This window comes from Bradyrhizobium sp. USDA 4011 (assembly GCF_054063415.1).
The window spans coordinates 402,278-421,738 of sequence record NZ_JBSSGG010000001.1 but is presented as its reverse complement, the minus strand read 5'-3'; the positions used below and the strand labels follow the sequence as shown (position 1 = coordinate 421,738).

14 protein-coding genes and 1 pseudogene are annotated in these 19,461 nt (G+C 65.4%); 3 read left to right on the top strand and 12 right to left on the bottom strand.

What is annotated here, in order from left to right:
• Positions 1–141 precede the first annotated feature (141 nt).
• From ACVW1C_RS02140 to ACVW1C_RS02095, 10 genes and pseudogenes are all read right to left on the bottom strand, one after another.
• A complete protein-coding gene (locus ACVW1C_RS02140; RefSeq protein WP_456756968.1) occupies positions 142–1,233 on the bottom strand; it encodes a sensor histidine kinase in 1,092 nt (363 codons plus the stop codon).
• Positions 1,230–1,670: a response regulator gene (locus tag ACVW1C_RS02135; RefSeq protein WP_456756967.1), complete on the bottom strand. Its 441-nt coding sequence runs from the start codon at positions 1,668–1,670 to the stop codon at positions 1,230–1,232. The genes ACVW1C_RS02140 and ACVW1C_RS02135 overlap by 4 nt, the downstream gene beginning before the upstream one ends.
• The gene (locus tag ACVW1C_RS02130; protein WP_456756966.1) at positions 1,667–3,205 is read right to left on the bottom strand and encodes a sensor histidine kinase; all 1,539 of its coding nucleotides are present in this window, start codon (positions 3,203–3,205) and stop codon (positions 1,667–1,669) included. Before ACVW1C_RS02130 ends, ACVW1C_RS02135 begins: the two co-directional genes overlap by 4 nt.
• 97 nt (positions 3,206–3,302) lie before the next feature.
• Positions 3,303–4,661 carry an acetyl-CoA carboxylase biotin carboxylase subunit gene (accC, locus tag ACVW1C_RS02125; RefSeq protein WP_456756965.1) on the bottom strand — a complete coding sequence of 453 codons (1,359 nt, stop codon included), beginning with the start codon at positions 4,659–4,661 and terminating at the stop codon, positions 3,303–3,305.
• 24 nt (positions 4,662–4,685) lie between these two features.
• Complete coding sequence (gene accB / locus ACVW1C_RS02120; RefSeq protein WP_456756964.1) at positions 4,686–5,180, bottom strand: acetyl-CoA carboxylase biotin carboxyl carrier protein; 495 nt, start codon at positions 5,178–5,180, stop codon at positions 4,686–4,688.
• Positions 5,181–5,232: 52 nt separating this feature from the next.
• Entirely contained in the window at positions 5,233–5,694 is a 462-nt protein-coding gene (aroQ, locus tag ACVW1C_RS02115) for a type II 3-dehydroquinate dehydratase (RefSeq protein ID WP_176531642.1), read from the bottom strand.
• 313 nt (positions 5,695–6,007) lie between these two features.
• Positions 6,008–6,883 carry a DUF1236 domain-containing protein gene (locus ACVW1C_RS02110; RefSeq protein ID WP_456756963.1) on the bottom strand — a complete coding sequence of 292 codons (876 nt, stop codon included), beginning with the start codon at positions 6,881–6,883 and terminating at the stop codon, positions 6,008–6,010.
• Between the two features lie 126 nt (positions 6,884–7,009).
• Positions 7,010–7,435: a hypothetical protein gene (locus tag ACVW1C_RS02105; RefSeq protein WP_456756962.1), complete on the bottom strand. Its 426-nt coding sequence runs from the start codon at positions 7,433–7,435 to the stop codon at positions 7,010–7,012.
• Positions 7,436–7,552: 117 nt separating this feature from the next.
• Positions 7,553–8,321, bottom strand: a pseudogene (locus ACVW1C_RS02100) (DsbA family protein).
• An 86-nt stretch (positions 8,322–8,407) separates the two neighbouring features.
• Positions 8,408–9,829, bottom strand: coding sequence for a M48 family metalloprotease (locus tag ACVW1C_RS02095; protein WP_456756961.1), 1,422 nt, complete (start codon positions 9,827–9,829; stop codon positions 8,408–8,410).
• Between the two features lie 226 nt (positions 9,830–10,055).
• Between ACVW1C_RS02095 and ACVW1C_RS02090 the strand changes: the two genes are divergently transcribed.
• Together ACVW1C_RS02090 and ACVW1C_RS02085 are read left to right on the top strand one after the other, a co-directional pair.
• Positions 10,056–11,243, top strand: a complete 1,188-nt coding sequence (locus ACVW1C_RS02090; protein WP_456756960.1) for a pyridoxal phosphate-dependent aminotransferase — start codon at positions 10,056–10,058, stop codon at positions 11,241–11,243.
• A gap of 185 nt (positions 11,244–11,428) precedes the next feature.
• Positions 11,429–12,763 carry a dicarboxylate/amino acid:cation symporter gene (locus ACVW1C_RS02085; protein WP_456756959.1) on the top strand — a complete coding sequence of 445 codons (1,335 nt, stop codon included), beginning with the start codon at positions 11,429–11,431 and terminating at the stop codon, positions 12,761–12,763.
• A gap of 9 nt (positions 12,764–12,772) precedes the next feature.
• Here the strand turns inward: ACVW1C_RS02085 and ACVW1C_RS02080 are convergent, their stop codons facing one another.
• The gene (locus ACVW1C_RS02080; RefSeq protein WP_456756958.1) at positions 12,773–14,005 is read right to left on the bottom strand and encodes an NAD(P)/FAD-dependent oxidoreductase; all 1,233 of its coding nucleotides are present in this window, start codon (positions 14,003–14,005) and stop codon (positions 12,773–12,775) included.
• Positions 14,006–14,111: 106 nt separating this feature from the next.
• Positions 14,112–17,336 carry an Rne/Rng family ribonuclease gene (locus ACVW1C_RS02075; protein WP_456756957.1) on the bottom strand — a complete coding sequence of 1,075 codons (3,225 nt, stop codon included), beginning with the start codon at positions 17,334–17,336 and terminating at the stop codon, positions 14,112–14,114.
• Positions 17,337–18,041: 705 nt separating this feature from the next.
• On the opposite strand from ACVW1C_RS02075, the gene ACVW1C_RS02070 reads away from it, so the two are divergent.
• Positions 18,042–19,364 carry an N-acetylmuramoyl-L-alanine amidase gene (locus tag ACVW1C_RS02070; RefSeq protein ID WP_456756956.1) on the top strand — a complete coding sequence of 441 codons (1,323 nt, stop codon included), beginning with the start codon at positions 18,042–18,044 and terminating at the stop codon, positions 19,362–19,364.
• The last annotated feature ends 97 nt before the right edge of the window (positions 19,365–19,461 follow it).

Below are 19,461 nucleotides of genomic sequence, written 5' to 3'. Positions count from 1 at the left end.
TGCCAAGCTGGGGGAAAAGCATGGCATGCAATGCCCAGATTTGTCTTAATCGATCAGGGCAAGCGGCTGCGATCGAACAGCAGGGTGACGCGGCCGTTAAGGCCAACGCGAAGATTCGATCGATCTGCCACCATCAGCGGCCTAACTGGCGGCAGCGCTTGTTAATTTCGCCGCCGCGGGGGTGACGCGGGCGAACCGCACCACGAACCGGGTGCCCTTGTGGCCCGGGTCGCGCTCGACGCTGGCGTCGAGCTTGACGGCCATCGCGGCGACGATGCGCTGGCCCATGCCGGTGCCGCGTGGATCGGTCTTGTCGGAGAAACCCACGCCTTCGTCGCTGATCGCAAGCTCCAAATCGTCCCCGTGCGGCTTCAGCTCGACATGGATCGGGCCGGCGCCGTCGGGATAGGCGTACTTCACGGCGTTCATCACCAGCTCGTTGACGATGATGCCGATCGCGACGGCGCGGTCGGGATCGATCTCGACCGGGTCGGCCTTCAGCGTCAACCGGGACATCTTATTGCCTTCGGCCGATCGCCTGAGATCTTCGAGCAACGCCTCCAGATACTGGTTGAGCATCACTGTCTTGAAGTCGTGCGAAGTGTAGAGGCGGCGATGCACCTGGGCGACGGCGGCGACGCGGCCCATTGCATTGGTGAGCGCCGCCTTGACATCCTGCTGGGTCGAGGAATTGGCTTGCAGATGCAGCAGCGAGGCAATGATCTGCAGCGAATTGCCGACACGATGGTTGACTTCGCGCAGCAGAACCTCGCGCTCGGCGGCGAGCGCGGCGTAGCGGTCGCGCGAGGCGTGCACCTCGGCCTCGGCCTCGTCGCGTGCCCTCTGGATGGCGGCCCGCCGGATCGCGCCGTTCACCGCAACTTGAAGCAGAGGGATGAATTCACCCCTGACGTCCTTGACCAGATAGTCCGCCGCGCCGGCCTTCAGCGCGGTGACGGCAATCGCCGAATCCTGCGAGGCGGTGACGAACACGACCGGCGGTGCGTCCGCAATCTTGAGAATCTTCTCTAGTGTCTCCAGCCCATCGAGGCCGGGCATGTACTGGTCGAGTGCGACGACGTCGATGCCGCCCTGGGCGAGCCGCTCGAGGCCTTCCTGGCCGCTTGCGGCGTGCACGACCTTGTAGCCCGCGCGTGTCAGCCCGCGTTCGACCAGGCGCGCCAGCGCCGGGTCGTCGTCGATATAGAGCAGTGTCGGCGTTGCGCTGGTCATAGGGAAGCTGGCGGCACCTGGATCACGGAAAAGAACAGGCCAAGCTGGCGAATGGCGTTGGCAAAGCTTTCGTAGTTCACCGGCTTGGTGATGTAGACGTTGCAGCCGAGTTCGTAACAACGCTTGATCTCATGGGAATCGTCGGTGGTGGTCAGCACGACCACCGGCGTCGATTTGAGATGATTGTTTTCCTTGACCCGCTTCAGAATGTCGATGCCGGTCATGTCTGGCAGATTGAGATCAAGCAGGATGAGCAGGGCCTGGCCCATGCGCTCGACCGCGCTGCCATCCTTGCCGAACAGGTAGTTCACGGCATCTGTACCGTTGGTGAACGGGACGATCTCATTGTTGACACCTGAGCGCCGGATATTCCGCTCAATCAGGCGGGCATGGCCCTCGTCGTCCTCGATCATGATGATGGTGACTGGATCGCTCATGATTCCTTATCCCGGTTCTTGCCTGAGTTCTTGCCTGACCAATTGATGGGCAGCGTGATCGTGAACGTGCTGCCGTTGTGAAGTTCCGATGCTACCGACATGGTGCCGCCCAGTCGGCGCACAAGTGCACGGACATGGGCAAGCCCGATGCCCTGACCGGGCTTGTCCTGGGTTCCGGCACGGCGAAACAGATCGAAGATGCGCTGGTGGTCCTTGGGATCGATGCCGCGGCCATTGTCCGCGACCTCGAAGATCGCAAAGCCCAGCTTGGTGCGGCCCTCGATCGAAATCTCGCCGGGGACGCCGTCCTTGAGGTACTTGAGTGCATTGTCGATCAGGTTGGAGAAGATCTGCTCCAGCGCGAGGCGGTCGCTGACGATATTCGGCAAAGCGCCGACCTCGACGGTCGCATTGGCCTCGGCCGCCTGATGCGCGACCGTCTTGACGATGCCGTCGATCAGCTCGCGGACGTCGATCCGCTCCAGCTTGAACTCGCGGCGGCCCTCGCGGGTGAGATTGAGGATCGCGCTGATCAGGCGGTCCATCTTTGCGATCGACGATTTGATGAAGCCGAGCGATTCGCTGAAATCCTGGGATAGCTGCTTGTCGGAGCCTTCGAGCTCGGGCTCGGCCACATCGGTCGCGTCTTCCATCGCCGGCGCCAGCGATGCGGTGCGATTGAGCGTGGCGATGCGCTTGAAGATGTCGCCGCGCAATTCCTCCAGCTCGCTGGTGAAGCCCATGATGTTGACCAGCGGCGAGCGCAGGTCGTGGCTGACGATATAGGCGAAGCGCTGGATTTCCTCGTTGGCCTCGCGCAGGTCGGCGGTCCGTTCGTCGACGATGGTTTCGAGATTGACGTTGCTGTCGCGCAGCCTGGCCTCGGCCTCGTCGCGCGCCCGCGACGATTGCCGCAGCAGCACGAGGGAGAGGGCGGCGAGCGCCAGCACCATGCAGGAGCCGGCGATGGTGACCGAGGAGGCCAGCACCTGGGTCCTGTCCGCGGTCGCGGTGCGCTCCGCCAGCAGCCGATCCTCCTCGGTGCGCATGTCGCGGCCGATCCGGGCGATCGCCTCCAGTGCATCGGCCGAAGTGCCCTTGCGCAGGATGTCGACGCTGGTCGCGGCATCGTTGTTGTTGGCGCGCTCGATGCTGAGGGCGAACTCGGCCAGCCGTTGCTCGACGGCGGCCTTGAGCTTCGCGGCATTGGCGACCTGCTCCGGATTATCGACGGTCATCATCTGGAGATGGTCGAGCGCGGCCGGGACCGCTGCCGCGGCCGACTGGTACTCGGAGAAGTATTGTGGTGCGGACGTCAGCAGATAAGCCCGGGTCGCGCTTTCTGCGCGCCTGACGTCAAGCAGCAGGTTGGCGACCTGGCTCTCGACCTCGACCGTATGGACGACCCAGGCGTTGTCCTCGCGCGCCTTGTTGACCAGCAGCACGGACGCCACGCTGACCGCGACCAGCACGAAAAATCCCGCCGAGAGCAGCAGGATCTGCAACGTGGACCGGCGCCGTGAAATGGGTGTCACGACGGTCTCGCAGGAGTGGGATTCAATGCGTCCCCGTGGAAAGCCAACAACCCTTTAGTACGTTTGAGCAGGGCGCTCGGTTCCACAAAGTTCCAAATTATTTCGGCGCATCGGATGGCTGGCCGGCGAGATACTGCTCCAGCCAGTGAATGTGATAATCGCCCTCGATAATGTCGGGCTCCCGCACCAGTGCGCGGAACAGCGGCAGCGTCGTCTCGATGCCGTCGACCACCATCTCGTCCAGCGCCCGGCGCAGCCGCATCAGGCATTCGCCGCGGGTCTTGCCGTGCACGATCAGCTTGCCGACCAGCGAGTCGTAATAGGGCGGAATCACGTAGCCCTGATAGACGGCGGAATCGATCCGCACGCCGAGACCGCCCGGCGGATGGAATTGCGTGATCCGTCCGGGCGAGGGACGGAAGGTCTGCGGGTTCTCCGCATTGATGCGGCACTCGATGGCGTGGCCGATGATCGCGATGTCGCTCTGCTTGGCCGGAAGCTCGCCGCCGGCGGCAATCCGGATCTGCTCGAGCACGAGATCGATGTCGGTGATGCTTTCGGTGACGGGATGCTCGACCTGGATGCGCGTGTTCATTTCGATGAAATAGAACTCGCCGTCCTCGTAGAGGAATTCGATGGTGCCGACGCCGAGATACTTCATGTCCCGCATCGCCTTGGCGCAGGTCTCGCCGATCCTGGCCCGCGCCGCAGCCGCGAGCACGGGCGAGGGTCCTTCCTCCCAGACCTTCTGGTGACGGCGCTGCAGCGAGCAGTCACGCTCGCCGAGATGGATGGCGCCGCCGCGGCCGTCGCCGAGAATCTGGATCTCGATGTGGCGCGGCTTCTGCAGGTATTTCTCCAGGTAGACCGAGGCGTCGCCGAACGCGGACTTGGCTTCGTTGGCCGCGGTCGTCAGCGCCAGCGCGAGGTCGGCCTCGGTGTGGGCGACCTTCATGCCGCGGCCGCCGCCGCCGGCCGCTGCCTTCACCAGCACCGGGAAGCCGATCTCCTTGGCGATCGCCATGGCATCGTCGTCCGCCGTTACCGCGCCGTCCGAGCCGGGCACCACGGGGATGCCGAGGCGCTTGGCGGTCTTCTTGGCTTCGATCTTGTCGCCCATCAGGCGGATGTGCTCGGCCTTCGGCCCGATGAAACCCAGATTGTGGTCGGCGAGGATCTCGGCGAAGCGCGCATTCTCGGACAGGAAGCCGTAGCCGGGATGCACGGCGTCGGCGCCGGTGATCTCGCAGGCGGCCAGCAGCGCCGGGATGTTGAGATAGGAATCCTTCGACGGCGGCGGCCCGATGCAGACGCTCTCGTCGGCGAGGCGCACATGCATGGCGTCGGCGTCGGCGGTCGAATGCACCGCGACAGTGGAGATGCCGAGCTCCTTGCACGCCCGGAGCACGCGAAGCGCGATCTCGCCGCGATTGGCTATGAGGATCTTGTCGAACATCGCAGCGCCTGACGTTGACGGAAGCTATTCAATGATGACGAGTGGCTCGCCGAATTCGACCGGCTGGCCGTCCTCGACGAGGATCTGCGTCACGGTGCCCGCGCGCGGCGACGGGATCTGGTTCATCGTCTTCATCGCCTCGATGATCAGAAGCGTCTGGCCGGCCGTGACCTTGGTGCCGACTTCAATGAACGGCTTGGCGCCAGGTTCCGGAGCCCAATAGGCGGTGCCGACCATCGGCGAGGGCACGACACCCGGGTGCTTCGCCATGTCGGTGGCGGCAGCGGCGGCAGCCGGCACCGCCGCCGGGGCGGCGACCGCATGGACGGCTGACGGCACGGAGGCGGCGATGCTGATATTGCGCGCGACCCGGACGCGCAGGCCGGCGCGCTCGATCTCGATCTCGGTGAGGTTGGTCTCAGCAAGCAGCAGCGCGAGCTCGCGAATGAGGACGCTGTCGTCGTTCTTGGAGTCGTTCTTGGACTTTGCGGCTGATTTGTCGTCTGGCTGGCGCGCCATGTTGTTTGATCCGAAATCTCTGTCTGGTGACGGGGAACGTCAGGATTGACGATTAAGTCTTTGCCTTCGCACCGATCCTGGTGGCGAGGCCGATGATCGCAAGCCGGTAGCCGTCGATGCCGAAGCCGCAAAGCGACGCGAAGGCGGCTTTAGCAGTGAACGAGTGGTCCCGGAAGCTCTCGCGGGCGTGGATGTTGCTGACGTGAACCTCGACGGCGGGGATCTTCACCGCGACCAGCGCGTCATGCAGCGCGATCGAGGTATGGGAGTAGCCCCCGGCGTTGATGATGATGCCGACCGCCTTCTTGGTGTGGGCCTCATGGATGAAGTCGATCAGTTCGCCCTCGCGGTTGGACTGCCGGCAGTCGGCGGTCAAGCCGAACTGGCGCGCGGTGTCCGCGCACAGCTTCTCGACGTCGGCGAGGGTGGCATGGCCGTACGTCTCCGGCTCGCGCGTCCCCAACAGGTTGAGGTTCGGGCCGTTCAGCACATAGATCGTTCCGGCAGCAGCCATTTCCAAAAACATTCCTGCCAAGGGTTCCGAAGGGGAAAGTGGGCCGGGTTATAGGTAACAACCGGCCGCAGGGGAAGTCTTTAGGTGAAATCGGAACGTCTTCAACAGCTTCCTCCGCTCTGTTAGATAGCTGCCGTAACCTACGGAAATTGCTGATTAACCAAATCCGGAGGAAGGCGTGCCGGGGGTGTGCTCCGGCCAGCCATCCACCGGCGACTGCGGGGTGCAGCCGCATGCAAAACCCCGCCCCTGAGGGGCGGGGTTGAGTTCGAGGCGAGGGCCCGTCACGGCACCGCTCGCGCCGAGGCCGAGGTCAGCCCTCGATGATGTAGACGATCTCGTGGGTCTCCGGCTGCACGATGACGTAGCGGCCGTGGACCAGGATGAACTCGTAACCGCGCCACTGCGGGTAGATCGCCACGACGCGCTCCGGCAGCGGATAGAAGTGCACGTCGGCCGGAACGCGGGTGCCGACCGCAACGTTGAAGTTCACGTTGGTGACTTCGGTGACGTGCTCCGACTTGATCGCGGTCGTGATCTGCGTGCGCTTCTCGGCCGGCGGAGCCGCGGTGGCCGACGTCGCCGCGTTACCGGTCGTGGTCTGGGTGCGGCTGGTGTCGTTGGTCTGGGCGCGGTTGGTGTCGGTCGGGCTCTTGGTCTGAGCGTTCTGGTTGGTGGTGGCGCCGCTCTTGTCGCGGCTTTCGGCGGCGTTGGTGCGATCGCGACCCTCGCGGCTTTCCGCATTCATCTTGCCGCTGTTGTCACGCTCCTCGGCCTTCATGTTGCCGCTCTTCTCGCGGCTCTCGGCCTTCATGTCCTTCGAGCTCTCCTTGGAGGCCTTGGTCGCCTCGTTCTCCGAGCTCATGCTCTTCGACTTCTGCGTATTCTCTTGAGCACCCTTGGTGGCCGGACCGGACTTTTCGGACTCGGCGCCCTTCATGCCGGGCGAGTCATTTTTCATGCCCGAAGAAGACTCGCCGGTCGTGGAGTGTTCGGAACCCTTCATGCCGCCCGCATCGCGCTGCATGGTGCCCGACGATGCGCCACCGGACGGTGCGCTATGCTGCACGGTCGCGCCGCCGCCGGCCCCGGTCTCCTTGTTGGCGCCACCGGCACCCTGTGCATTCGCGAAACCGGTACCGGCGATCAGGGCCGCCGCAGCGACCGAAATCAGAAAGCGGTTAGTCATCATATTCCTCCTCGTTATTCAGCATTGCCCGCGCCGACAACGGGAGAGGATGTGCGATGTTCCTGTTGATTTCCGGGTTCCTTGCAGTTTGTTTCTTCTGTGAACGCGCGATGAACGAATTGCGCTTCAACCGCAGGCCCAGTCGAACTCCATGCTCGCAAGGTCGAGCTGGCCGTTGCCGCCGCCGAAATTGAATCCGCCGAAATGCTCTTCGATCTCGAGATAGGTCGCGCTGTATTTCGGCGTCCACTGGTTCGGAAACATCGTGCCGCCGAGATGGTTGCGGCCGTGCAACCGCTCGAGACCGCGTACACTGCCTTGCTCGCTGTAAGGCGCGATGTAGTCGCCAAGCTCGCCCTTGTGCAGCAGATGATCGCGCGGCGGCTTGCCGACATTGGGATCGTTGTCGCGCGGCGCAAGGCCGATGCCGTAGGCGTGGTGCCCGACCTCGGGGATGCCGCCGAACAGGCGGTACCAGTATGTCTTCTCCAGCTCGTCGGTGCGGGTGCGGCCGACGTTGACGTCGAACGCCGTGCGCGCCGCGCCCTTCACGAGCCGGCGCAGAGGCGAATTGGCTTCCAGCAGGAGCAGAGTCGGTGCCGCAAATAAAAAATCCGGCTGCCAGGCAGCCGGATTTTTCTTGATGGATGAGCGCTGTCGAAGCGACGATCAGCAGGTCGCCTTGCCGCAGCGGGCAAGGCCGATCTTCTCCTTGAGACCCTCGACGCCGACCGCGCCGATCACGACCTGCTTGCCGATCACGTAGCTCGGCGTGCCGTTCATGCCCATGGATTCGGCGAGGCGGAAGTTCTCCTCGATGGTGGCCTTCACCTCGGGGCTTGCCATGTCCTTCTCGAGCTTGGTCATGTCGAGACCGACCTCCTTGGCGACCGCCAGCGCGCGCGCCTTGTCGGCGGCGCCGCGGCCGCCGAGGAGCTTCTGGTGAAACTCGAGATACTTCTTGCCGGTCGGATCCTGCATGCGCACGGCGACCGCGACCTGCGCGGCCTCGACCGAGCCCTGGCTCAGCACCGGGAATTCCTTCAGCACGACCTTCAGCTTCGGATCCGACTTCATCAGGTCGAGCATGTCGGACATCGCGCGCTTGCAGTAGCCGCAATTGTAATCGAAGAACTCGACGAAAGGTGACGTCGCCGTCCTTGTTGCCGAGCATGACGCCACGCGGCGAGTTGAAGATCGTGTCGGCGTTCTTGGCGACGCTCTGCTCATGCTTCTCGGCTTCGGCGGCGGCCTGCCGCTTGCTGAGCTCGTTCATCGCCTCTTCGAGCACCTCGGGGTGGGCGATCAGGTAGTTGCGTACGATGGTCTCGATGTCGCCGCGCTGGGTGTCGTTGAAGCTCTGCGCGGACGCCGTCAGCGGCGCGGCGCAAATGCCGAGCGCGAGCAGGGCAGGGGCGAGAAAACGAAGCGCTGGCATGGCAAAATCCTTGTTCGAGGTGGCCCGTAATACGGCAGGGCCGCGGGCCGGTTTCGGTGATCGTTGTATGGAACTACGGTTTATTTCTAGTTGTTTTTCTGACCTGGCATCGGCTTGGCGCTCACAATATCGTCAGCTTTGACCCAGCCGGGCGTGCCGATCGCGAACCGCGTTTTGGCGCGCGATGCCAGTTCGCGGGCGGTCTTGTTGTCGCCGCGGAGATAGGCGGCCTGCGCCGAGGCAAGGTCGGCCTGGGCATAGTCGCCCTTGCGGCCATAGGCCATCGCGAGCTGGGTATAGCCGAGCGGCGCCTCGGGCTCGCGCGCCACGGCGGCGCGCAGCATGTTGATCGCATCGTCGGTGTAGGCCTTGTTGTCGGAGGCGACCAGCGCCTGGCCGAGCAGCATCTCGATCAGCGGCGAGCTGCCGGAAAGCTGCACCGCGCGGCGCAACGGCGCGATGGCCTCCGCCGGCCGGCCGCCTTCGAGCAGCGCCTGGCCGCGCAATTCGTAGAAATAGGGATTGTTCGGCTGGACCTGGATGAGCGCGTCGATCTGGGCGATCGCCGAACGCAGATCGCCGTGCAGATAGGTGGTGATCGCGCGTGCATAGCGCGCCGGCAGGCTGGTGTTGGACAGCGGATAGCGGCGGTAAACGGTGTCCTGCCGCTCCATGAAGCCCGAGATCTTGGCGCGCATCATGTCGTGACGCAGCTGCAGCGCCGGATCGTCCTTCTTGTCCCAATAGGGGCTCGATCGCGCCAGGTCCTCCAGCGCGGAGACGCGATCAACCGGCATCGGGTGCGACTGCAGATAGGGGTCGGCACCGCGCGCGGCGAACAGGCTCTCGTTGGTGAAGCGCTTGAACGTCTCGTACATGCCCTTGGCGGACTGGCCGGTCGCGTTCAGGAACTTGACGCCGGCGCGGTCGGCGTTTTCCTCCTGCTGGCGCTGGTAGGAGAGCAACGTGCGCTGAATGACCGACTGCGGCGCCGAGATCGCGGCGGCACCGGCGCTGGAGAGGCCGTTTCCTACGCCGCCGCCCGCAGCGCCTGCGGCCAGCGCCCCGACGCCGAGCAGCATCGCGATGATCATCTGGGTCTGCGCCTGCGCCAGCTGCTCGCGCATCTTGGCAAGATGACCGCCGGCCAGATGGCCGGTTTCATGCGCCAGCACGCCGATGATCTGGTTCGGCGTCTCCGATTGCAGCAGCGCGCCGTAATTGACGAAGATGCGGCGGCCGTCGGCGACGAAGGCGTTGAACGAGCCGTCGTTGATGATCACGATCTGGATGTTCTGCTTCTCGAGACCGGCGGCGCGCAGGATCGGCCTGGTATATTCGCGCAGCAGCTGCTCGGACTCGGTGTCGCGCAGCACCGGCGGGCCCTTCTGCTGGGCCCGCGCAGGGGCGACGGGACCAACCGCTAGCGCAACCGCGGTGAGCAATGCGGTCAGCTTGAACGCAGTCGGCTTGAGGGTGCTGGCGCGAAGCGCGTGGCGAAACAGCATGGGCGATCTATCGGCGATTTCTGGCCGCAGCGCGGCAAGGTCCGGTTCCCGGCCCGACCGAGGCAGGCACGGGGCACAGTCTGTTGTTTTTGCAGTTCTTCTTCACGCGAACCGGGTATGCACTTGGCCTGAAAGCGTTATAAGGAGCCACCGAATGCGGCCAGTCTGGGGCGGTTGCCGGTATCGGAACCCGAATTCGGCAGCGGCCGTGCAATAGCAGAAATCCATGCGTGAAGCGACAGTGAGAGACCGTGTGAGCAGCCTTTTGACAGCGTCCGGCCGGAGCGATGTTCCGCCGTTCATGGTGATGGACGTGATGGCCGCGGCGGCGCGAATCGAAGCCGCGGGCGGCCATGTCATCCACATGGAGGTGGGGCAGCCCGCCGAGGGGGCGCCGAGGCCGGCGATTGCCGCCGCACAGGCCGCGCTTGCCGGCGGGCGGATCGACTACACCTCCGCGCTCGGCATTCCCAGTCTGCGGGCGCGCATCGCGCGGCATTACCGCGACACGTATGGCTGCGCGGTCGATGCCGAGCGCATCATCGTCACGACGGGCTCGTCGGGCGGGTTCATCCTGGCGTTTCTTGCGATGTTCGAGCCGGGCGACCGGGTCGCCGTCACCATGCCGGGCTATCCGCCTTACCGGCACATCCTGACCGCGCTCGGCTGCGAGCCGGTGCTGATCGAGACCTCCGGCGACACCCGTCATGCGCTGACCGGGGAGGCGCTGCTGGCCGCCCATCGCAAGGCGCCGCTGAAGGGCGTGCTGGTCGGCAGTCCCGCGAACCCGACCGGCACCATGATGTCGCGTGAGGCGTTGTCGAGCCTGATGGCGGCCGCCGACAGCGCGGGCATCCGCTTCATCTCCGACGAGATCTATCACGGCCTCGACTACGCGTTTCCTGCGGTGACGGCGGCGGAGCTGTCGCCGAACGCGCTCGTGATCAACTCGTTCTCGAAGTACTTCTGCATGACCGGCTGGCGCGTCGGCTGGATGGTGGTGCCCGACGTGCTGGTGCGGCCGATCGAGCGGCTGCAGCAGAATCTGTCGATTTCGGTGCCGACCTTGTCGCAGATCGCCGCCGAGGCGGCCTTCGAGGGTCGCGAGGAGATGGAGGCGATCAAGCGCGGCTATCAGGAGAACCGCCGCATCCTGATCGAAGGCCTGCCCAAGGCCGGGCTGACCAAGTTCCTGCCCGCCGACGGCGCGTTCTATCTCTATGCCGACGTCTCCGATTTCACCTCCGACAGCTTCGCCTTCGCCAGCGAGATGCTCGAGAAGGCGCATGTCGCGGCGACCCCGGGCGTCGATTTCGATCCGATCCACGGCCGCGCCTTCATCCGATTTTCCTATGCGCGTTCCGCGGCGGAGATGCAGGAAGCAGTTGCGCGGATCGCGCATTGGCTTAAATAGCCCGCAATCTTCAAGAGCCCTCCGTCTTGTCGGCTGGATCGGTCTCGCGAGCGCGGGCCCCGGTTTCGGCGGAGCAGCACGCGACAGATCGCCGCGGATAATCGGCAGGGACGACACAGTTCCATTTGACTTGAACGGCCAAGTTGATCTTGGCTATTTCCGCCATTTCTGAGGGGGAGTGACACATGGCAGCGGCAACCGTTGCCACGGCTTCACCGGCGTCTGCCGGTAGCAAGCCGTGGTACAAGATTCTCTACGTCCAGGTTCTGATCGCGATCGTGCTCGGCGCGCTGGTCGGCTGGTTGTGGCCCGCCATTGCCACCAACGAGTGGATCAAGGCGCTCGGCGACGGCTTCATCAAGCTGATCAAGATGGTGATCGCGCCGATCATCTTCTGCACCGTGGTGTCCGGCATCGCCCACATCCAGGATGCCAAGAAGGTCGGCCGCATCGGCGTCAAGGCGCTGGTCTATTTCGAGGTCGTCTCGACCTTCGCGCTGGTGATCGGATTGCTCATCGGCAACATCGTGAAGCCGGGCGCGGGCTTCGGCAATGCGGCGGCGAACGCGCAGGCGGTTGCCGGCTATGCCAAGCAGGCGGAGGCGCAGAAGAGCGTCGACTTCGTGCTGCACATCATTCCGGACACCGTCGTCGGCGCCTTCGCGCAGGGCGAGATCCTGCAGGTGCTGTTGTTCTCGGTGCTGTTCGGCTTTGCGATCATGGGCCTCGGCGAGCGCGGCCACACCATCCGCTCGTTCATCGACGACGCCGCGCATGCGGTGTTCGGCGTGATCTCGATCGTGATGCGGGCGGCGCCGATCGGTGCGTTCGGCGCGATGGCCTTCACCATCGGCAAGTTCGGCACCGGCGCGATCCTCAATCTGATGGGGCTGATCGCGACGTTCTATCTGACCGCCGCGCTGTTCGTCCTCGTGGTGCTCGGCATCATCGCGCGGATCGCCGGGTTCTCGATCTTCAGGTTCCTGGCCTACATCAAGGACGAGCTCCTGATCGTGCTCGGCACCTCATCCTCCGAGAGCGCGCTGCCGTCATTGATGGAGAAGCTCGAACGTCTCGGCTGCTCGAAGTCGGTAGTCGGCCTCGTGGTGCCCACGGGCTATTCGTTCAACCTCGACGGCACCAACATCTATATGACGCTGGCGACGCTGTTCATCGCGCAGGCGCTGGGTTACGACCTCTCGTTCAGCCAACAGCTCACGATCCTGGTGGTGGCGATGCTGACCTCGAAGGGCGCCTCCGGCATCACCGGTGCGGGCTTCATCACGCTGGCGGCGACGCTTGCGGTGGTCGATCCGCGGCTGGTGCCGGGCATGGCGATCGTGCTCGGCATCGACAAGTTCATGAGCGAGTGCCGCGCGCTGACCAATCTGTGCGGCAACGGCGTCGCCTGCGTGATCGTCGCATGGTGGGAGGGCGAGCTCGACCGCGACAAGCTCAATGCCAATCTCGCCCGGCAGATCGACCCGACCGACATGGAGACCGCGCTGACGACGGACTGATCTCCGACGTCAGAACCGGTCCAGCCGATACGGCGAGGTGTCCACGGAGGATGCCTCGCCGTTCATCGTTTCGGCCAGCACCCGCGCCGTCGCCGGGCCGAGCGTAAAGCCCTGATGGCCGTGACCGAAATTCACCCATAGGCCGCGATGGCGCGGCGCAGGCCCGAGCACCGGCAGCATGTCGGTGGTGCAGGGGCGGGTGCCGAACCACGGCTCGGGCTCGACGCGGCTGCCGATCTCGATCAGCTCGCGTGCGGCCGCTTCGGCATGGCCAAGCTGGATCGGCGTCGCCGGCGCATCGGGGCTCGTCAGCTCCGCGCCGGTCGTGATGCGGATCCCCTTGGCCATCGGCGCCATCGCATAGCCATTCGCGGTGTCGACCAGCGGCAGGTCGAGCGAGCGGCCGCCCTGATAGTGCATATGGTAGCCGCGCTTGCGCACCAGCGGGATCCGGTAGCCGAACTTGCGCAGCAATTGCGGTGACCACGGCCCGAGCGTGACGACGACATGGGCGGCATCGATCCGGCCGCCGGTGGTGTCGACCGACCAGCCGGTTGCGGTCTCCGTCAGTGTCTGCGCGTCGCCGCGCAGCAGCGTCCCGCCGAGACGCTCGAACAATCCGGCATAGGCCGAGACCAGACCGCCGGGGTCCGACACGGTCCAGGGCCCGAGCCAGTGAATGGCGCCGGGGAGGTCGTCGCGCAGCAACGGCTCGGCCCGGGCGAGTTCGCTGCCATCGAGCACGCGAAACTGCACGCCGAAGTCACGCCGGTTCTCTTCGGCGACTGCGATCGCCTGCTCCAGTGCCGCCGGGTCGCGATGCAGCAGGCGATAGCCGGCGCGGCGGATCAGATTGTCGGCATGCGCATCGCGGATCAGCGTGTCGTGCTCGGCCGTGGCGTAGGCGATCAGGCGCGCCCAAGCGATGGTAGCTTCGCGGTGCCGCTCAGGCGTCGAGTTCCACCAATAGCGCAGCAGCGGACCGGCGTGCCGGGGCAACGATGCCAGGCGATAGCGTACGTCGTTGGTGCGCCCCATCGCGATCCTGGCGAGCGTGGCCGGATCGCGCGGCATCGGATAGGGCCGCACCGCCTCGCTCTGAATGATGCCGGCATTGCCGTAGCTGGTTTCGCGGCCGGGTTCCTTGCGGTCGACGAGCGTCACCGACCAGCCGCGGCGTTGCAGGTGCAGCGCCGTGCTGACGCCCACCATGCCGCCGCCAAGAACCATCGCGCTTTGCATTGGGATCCGTCTCCGTCAGGCTCCGTCACGCCGGCGTCTGACGAACGGATGGCCTGTCCAACAAAAACGCCCGGCGCGAACCGGGCGTTTTGACTTCCAGGTGGTGCTAGTTGCCGCCGCCGCCGAAGCGGCGCGACCACCAGCCCTTGCGGGCCGGAGCCTCGGCCGTGGCGGCGTCCGGTGCGGACTGCGGGGCAGAGGCTGCGGGTTCGGAGGCGGGGGCCGGGGCAGGTTGCTCCGTCGGGCTCTGAGCCAGCGCCGGCGTTGTCTCAGGTTGCGGGCTCGATGCGAAGCTGACCTTTTCGCGCACCGTCGAGCGGCGCCGCTGCGCGCGCTCGCTTTCGGTCGTGTCCTCGGCGGCGGGTGCGGCAACGGGTTCAGGCTCGGGTGCCGCGATCGCCTCAACCGGCGCGGCCTCGATCGGCTGCCATTCCGTCGGCTGGGCAAACAGCTCGGGCTGCGCGAGCGAGGGGGCCGGCTCCGCGTCGTGGCTATCGAAATCGGCGACCGCGTCCGTGGCTTCAGACGCTGCCACCGGGCTCAGCTCGTCGGAGATTGATCCAGCAAGACCGTCATCCGGTCCGCCAGTGCCGCGCCGGCGGCGGCCGCCACGGCGTCCGCGGCGCCGCGGGCGGCGATCGCCGCTGCCGGCCTGGTCGTCGCGGGCAGCGCCCTGGGCTTCGTCGCCTTCGTCCTCATCGCCTTCCGCTTCGCCCCCGGCAACCACCTCGGTGCCATCGGGCAGGACATGCATCAGATCGCCGTCCTCGCGCGGCTGCGGAGCGCCTTCGCGCGCTTCGCTGCCACCGCGGCCGCGGCGCCGGCGGCGGCGCTTGCGGCGCTGGCCGTCGCCTTCGCCCTCAGCGGCGCCTGCTTCCTCGCCGGCCGCCCGGTCGTCGACGAGCCCTTCGGTCTCGTCGGTCTCGATCTCGGCCTCGTATTCGAACAGTTCTTCCTCGTCATCCGCCTCATCGACCTGCGCCGGCGCGGCGGCAGCTTGCGCGGCAAGCAGCGCCTTGGCGGCTTCGAGCGTATGCACCTGCTCGCCGCGATCGATGATGTAGGATTGCTGCCCGTGCACCGTGGCGTCGGCGACGACCGACAGCGAGACTCGGAAGGATTCCTCGAGGTCGCGCAGATGGCCGCGCTTGTGGTTGAGCACGTAGAGCGCGACGTCGGTGCGGGTGCGGACCACCAGATTGTGGGTCGCGCCCTTCATCAGGATTTCCTCGATGCCGCGCAACAGCTGCAGCGCCACCGACGAGACCGAACGGACGTGGCCGCTTCCGCCGCATTGCGGGCAGGGCTCGGTCGAGTTCTCCAGCATGCTGGCGCGGATGCGCTGGCGCGACATTTCCAGGAGGCCGAAATGCGAGATGCGGCCGACCTGGATCCGCGCACGGTCCTGGCGCAGGCAGTCGGACAGCTTGCGCTCGACTGCGCGGTTGTTGCGCTTCTCGTCCATGTCGATGAAGTCGATGACGATCAGGCCCGCGAGGTCGCGCAAACGCAATTGACGCGCAACCTCTTCCGCGGCTTCCAGATTGGTCTTGAGCGCGGTGTCCTCGATATGGTGCTCGCGCGTGGCGCGGCCGGAGTTGACGTCGATCGAGACCAGCGCCTCGGTCTGGTTGATCACGATGTAGCCGCCGGAGCGCAACTGCACGGTCGGCGAGAACATCGCGTCGAGCTGGCTTTCGACGCCCATGCGCGAGAACAGCGGCTGGCCGTCGCGATATTGCTTCACCGCGCGCACATTGGCCGGCATCAGCATCTTCATGAAGTCGCGCGCTTCGCGATAGCCGGCTTCGCCCGCCACCTGGATCTCGTCGATCTCCTTGTTGTAGAGGTCGCGCAGCGAACGCTTGATCAGCGAGCCTTCCTCGTAGACCAGGGTCGGCGCCTGCGACTTCAGGGTCAGGTCGCGCACCGTCTCCCACATCCGGATCAGGTACTCGAAGTCGCGCTTGATCTCCGGCTTGCTGCGGGAGGCGCCGGCGGTACGCAGGATGATCCCCATGCCTTCGGGCACGTCGAGGTCCTGCACCACTTCCTTCAGCCGCGAGCGGTCCTGGGCGGAGGTGATCTTGCGGCTGATGCCGCCGCCACGCGCGGTGTTGGGCATCAGCACGGCATAACGGCCGGCGAGCGACAGATAGGTGGTCAGCGCGGCGCCCTTGTTGCCGCGCTCTTCCTTGACGACCTGCACCAGCATCACCTGCCGGCGCTTGATCACTTCCTGGATCTTGTACTGGCGACGCGGGCGGAACGCGCGCTCCGGAACCTCCTCGAGCACGTCGTCGCCGCCGACGGACTCGACGACATCCTCTTCCTCGCCTTCCTCGCCGTCATCCTCGTCGTCGTCTTCGCCGGCATCGTCGCCATCCCGAGCCTCGGGCGCGGCTCCGTCCGCCGGCGTTGCGTATTCCGCGACGCCGTGCTCATCGGCCGCGGCGTGGACTTCGTCGGCAGCCACATGCGGCGCGTCGTCGGCATGCGCGGCGTTTTCCGCGACCTGCTCCTCATGGGTCCGCTCGGGCTCATGATTGACCTCGGCGGTCTCGACGAATTCCGGCGCAGCTGACGCAACGGAGGCTTCGACCACCGCGACGACGGGGTCGGACGGGGCGTCGGCGGCCTGCGCCTCGCTCGTTACGGGGGCGTGGTCGTGATCGTGCGCCTGATCATGGTCATGGTGGTCATGATCGTGATCATCGTGGCCATGATCGTCGTGACCATGGTCATGGTGATGCTCATGCTCATGATGATGCTCGTGGTCGTCGTGATGCGCATGATCATGCGCCTCATGCTCGTGACCCTCATAGGCGGCCACGCCGTGCTCGTGATGCCCGGCATCATGTTCATGATGCCCGGCATCAACGGGATGTTCGTGAGCCTCGGCCGCCGGCAGCGCCTGCGCGTCGCCTGCAGCCTCGATCACCTCGCTCTGGACGCGGTCGCCATGACCGCGGCGGCGGGCATTGCGATGGCGCGACCGGCGGCGATGGCCGCGGTTCTCGTGCTCTTCCTCGGCCTCGCGATGGGCGCGCTCGTCGGCTTCGATCAGCGCCTGACGGTCGGCGACCGGGATCTGATAGTAGTCGGGATGGATTTCGCTGAAGGCCAGGAAGCCGTGCCGGTTGCCGCCATACTCGATGAAGGCAGCCTGCAGCGACGGCTCTACGCGCGTGACCTTGGCGAGGTAAATGTTGCCGCGCAGTTGTTTGCGCTGGGCGGTCTCGAAATCAAACTCTTCGACGCGATTGCCACGGACCACGACGACCCGGGTCTCTTCCGGGTGGGTGGCATCGATCAACATCTTGTTGGGCATTTTGGAGCTCTTGACGGCGGCGGGCGCGGATCATGGCGCGCGCAAACTGCGCCGCCCGGTGACGCGACGGTCCACCTGATTCGGGGGTGAGGGGAAGGCCAAAACGCGTCTCGCGGCGCAGCGCCGGACGGGAACCCACCGGGATGATGCGACGGGCGAAGCTTTCACCTCGCGTCAGCGCGATCATTCGGGAGTTCCTGGTCGGCAATGCAGTCTGGCGCATTAAGCGTCGGCCCGTCTAAACATGTTGGCGGCGAAATTGACCGCCGTATCTTTTGCTGAAGGCCCCGCCTGGCGCCGAAGCGCCTGCCGGCCATCGCATATCGAGGCCCCAGGGGGCCGGATAATCGGTTACGCCGTGTCTCAAACCGTCCCTCTGGCGAGGGAGTGTGTCTGGGACCGGACGCCGCTCGGGCTTGAATCCGCCTCTCCGTGTCAGCCGCGCGCGGCGCTGGCTGGGGAGGGACCGGAAAAACACGGCGGGATCTTCGACTTGGAAGGTTCCACCGCTGCACCGAGAGGCTGAACGCGACACAACCGGGAGTACTAGCCGTCAGCACTCCGTACATACGTGGATTGCCCGCCGCGTGCAAGGGAAGCGTCACGCCGCCGCAACACTCGGCTCTTTTCGCCCGCGCGTCATTAGGGTGCGATTAACCGTGTGGTTCTAATGCGGTAAGAAGCAGCTGGGAGGCTCCGAATCGAGTGGAGAACCGCGCAAAACACCTTGTTTTCCTGGGATGTGGGCTGTTGTGCGCTGCAGCATCGGTGCTTGCCGTGGCCGGCGCCCCGAGAGCGGCCGAGGGACCACAGGACAGCCAGCCGGCGGCTGCTAGTGCTTCCGCCGCCAGCGCGCCGAATTTCCCGGTCGCATCAGCCGCCAGGCTTGCCGGCGACGACAAGCAGACCCGATTCATCCTCGATCTCGACCGCAAGATCGAGTTTCGCGCCTTTCCGTTGGCCGACCCCTACCGTGTCGTAGTCGATATCCCGCAGGTCAATTTCCAGCTCGCTGCCGGCACCGGCTCGGCGGCGCGGGGATTGGTGAAGGCGTTCCGCTATGGCCTCGTGATGCCCGGCGGCTCCCGGATCGTGTTCGACATGACCGGTCCGGTGAAGATCGCCAATTCCTACGTGCTCGATGCCGCCAACGGCCAGCCGCCGCGGCTGGTGCTGGATTTCGAGCAGGTCGATCGCACCAGCTTCGTGCAGTCGCTCGCGCCGGAGAGCCGGCCCGAATTGAAACCGTCGATTTCCGAAGCCACCACGGCGACCATTCCGGCCGTCACCACGGCCGCGCTGCCACCGGTTGCGAACACCGACTCGCGCCCGCTGATCGTGATCGATCCCGGTCACGGCGGTATCGACAACGGCACCCAGTCTGGTGACCAGACCGAGAAGAACCTGGTGCTGGGCTTTGGCCTCGCTTTGCGCGACCGGATCGAGAAGTCGGGCAAATATCGGGTGGTCATGACCCGGTCCGACGACACCTTCATCCCGCTCAATGACCGGGTGAAGATCGCGCGCTCGCAATCCGCGGCGCTGTTTGTCTCGATCCATGCCGATGCCTTGCCGCGCCGCGAGGGCGACGCCCAGGGCGCCACGATCTACACCGTGTCCGACAAGGCGTCTGACGCCGAGGCCGAGCGGCTCGCGGAAGCGGAGAACAAGGCCGACGCGATCGCAGGCGTGAACCTGACCGACGAGCCGACCGAGGTCGCCGACATCCTGATCGACCTCGCGCAGCGCGAGACCAAGACCTTCTCCAACCGCTTCGCCCGTCTGCTGATGGACGAGATGAAGACCACGGTGCGGATGCACAAGCATCCGCTGAAATCGGCCGGCTTCCGGGTGCTCAAGGCGCCCGACGTGCCGTCCGTTCTGGTGGAGATCGGCTATGTCTCCAACAAGGGCGACCTCGAGCATCTGGTCTCCGAGAACTGGCGCAACAAGGCCGTCGGATCGATGGTCCAGGCGATCGACATGTTCTTCTCCAAACGGCTGGCAACTGCCGGACCGGCAAAGTGAAATTGGTCGCCTGAAAAGCCGGGGCCGTTGCCCGGAAGCCCTAGTTTGGCCACAGCGGCGACGCTATAGACAAACGACCGCAGGTCCGCAGAATCGA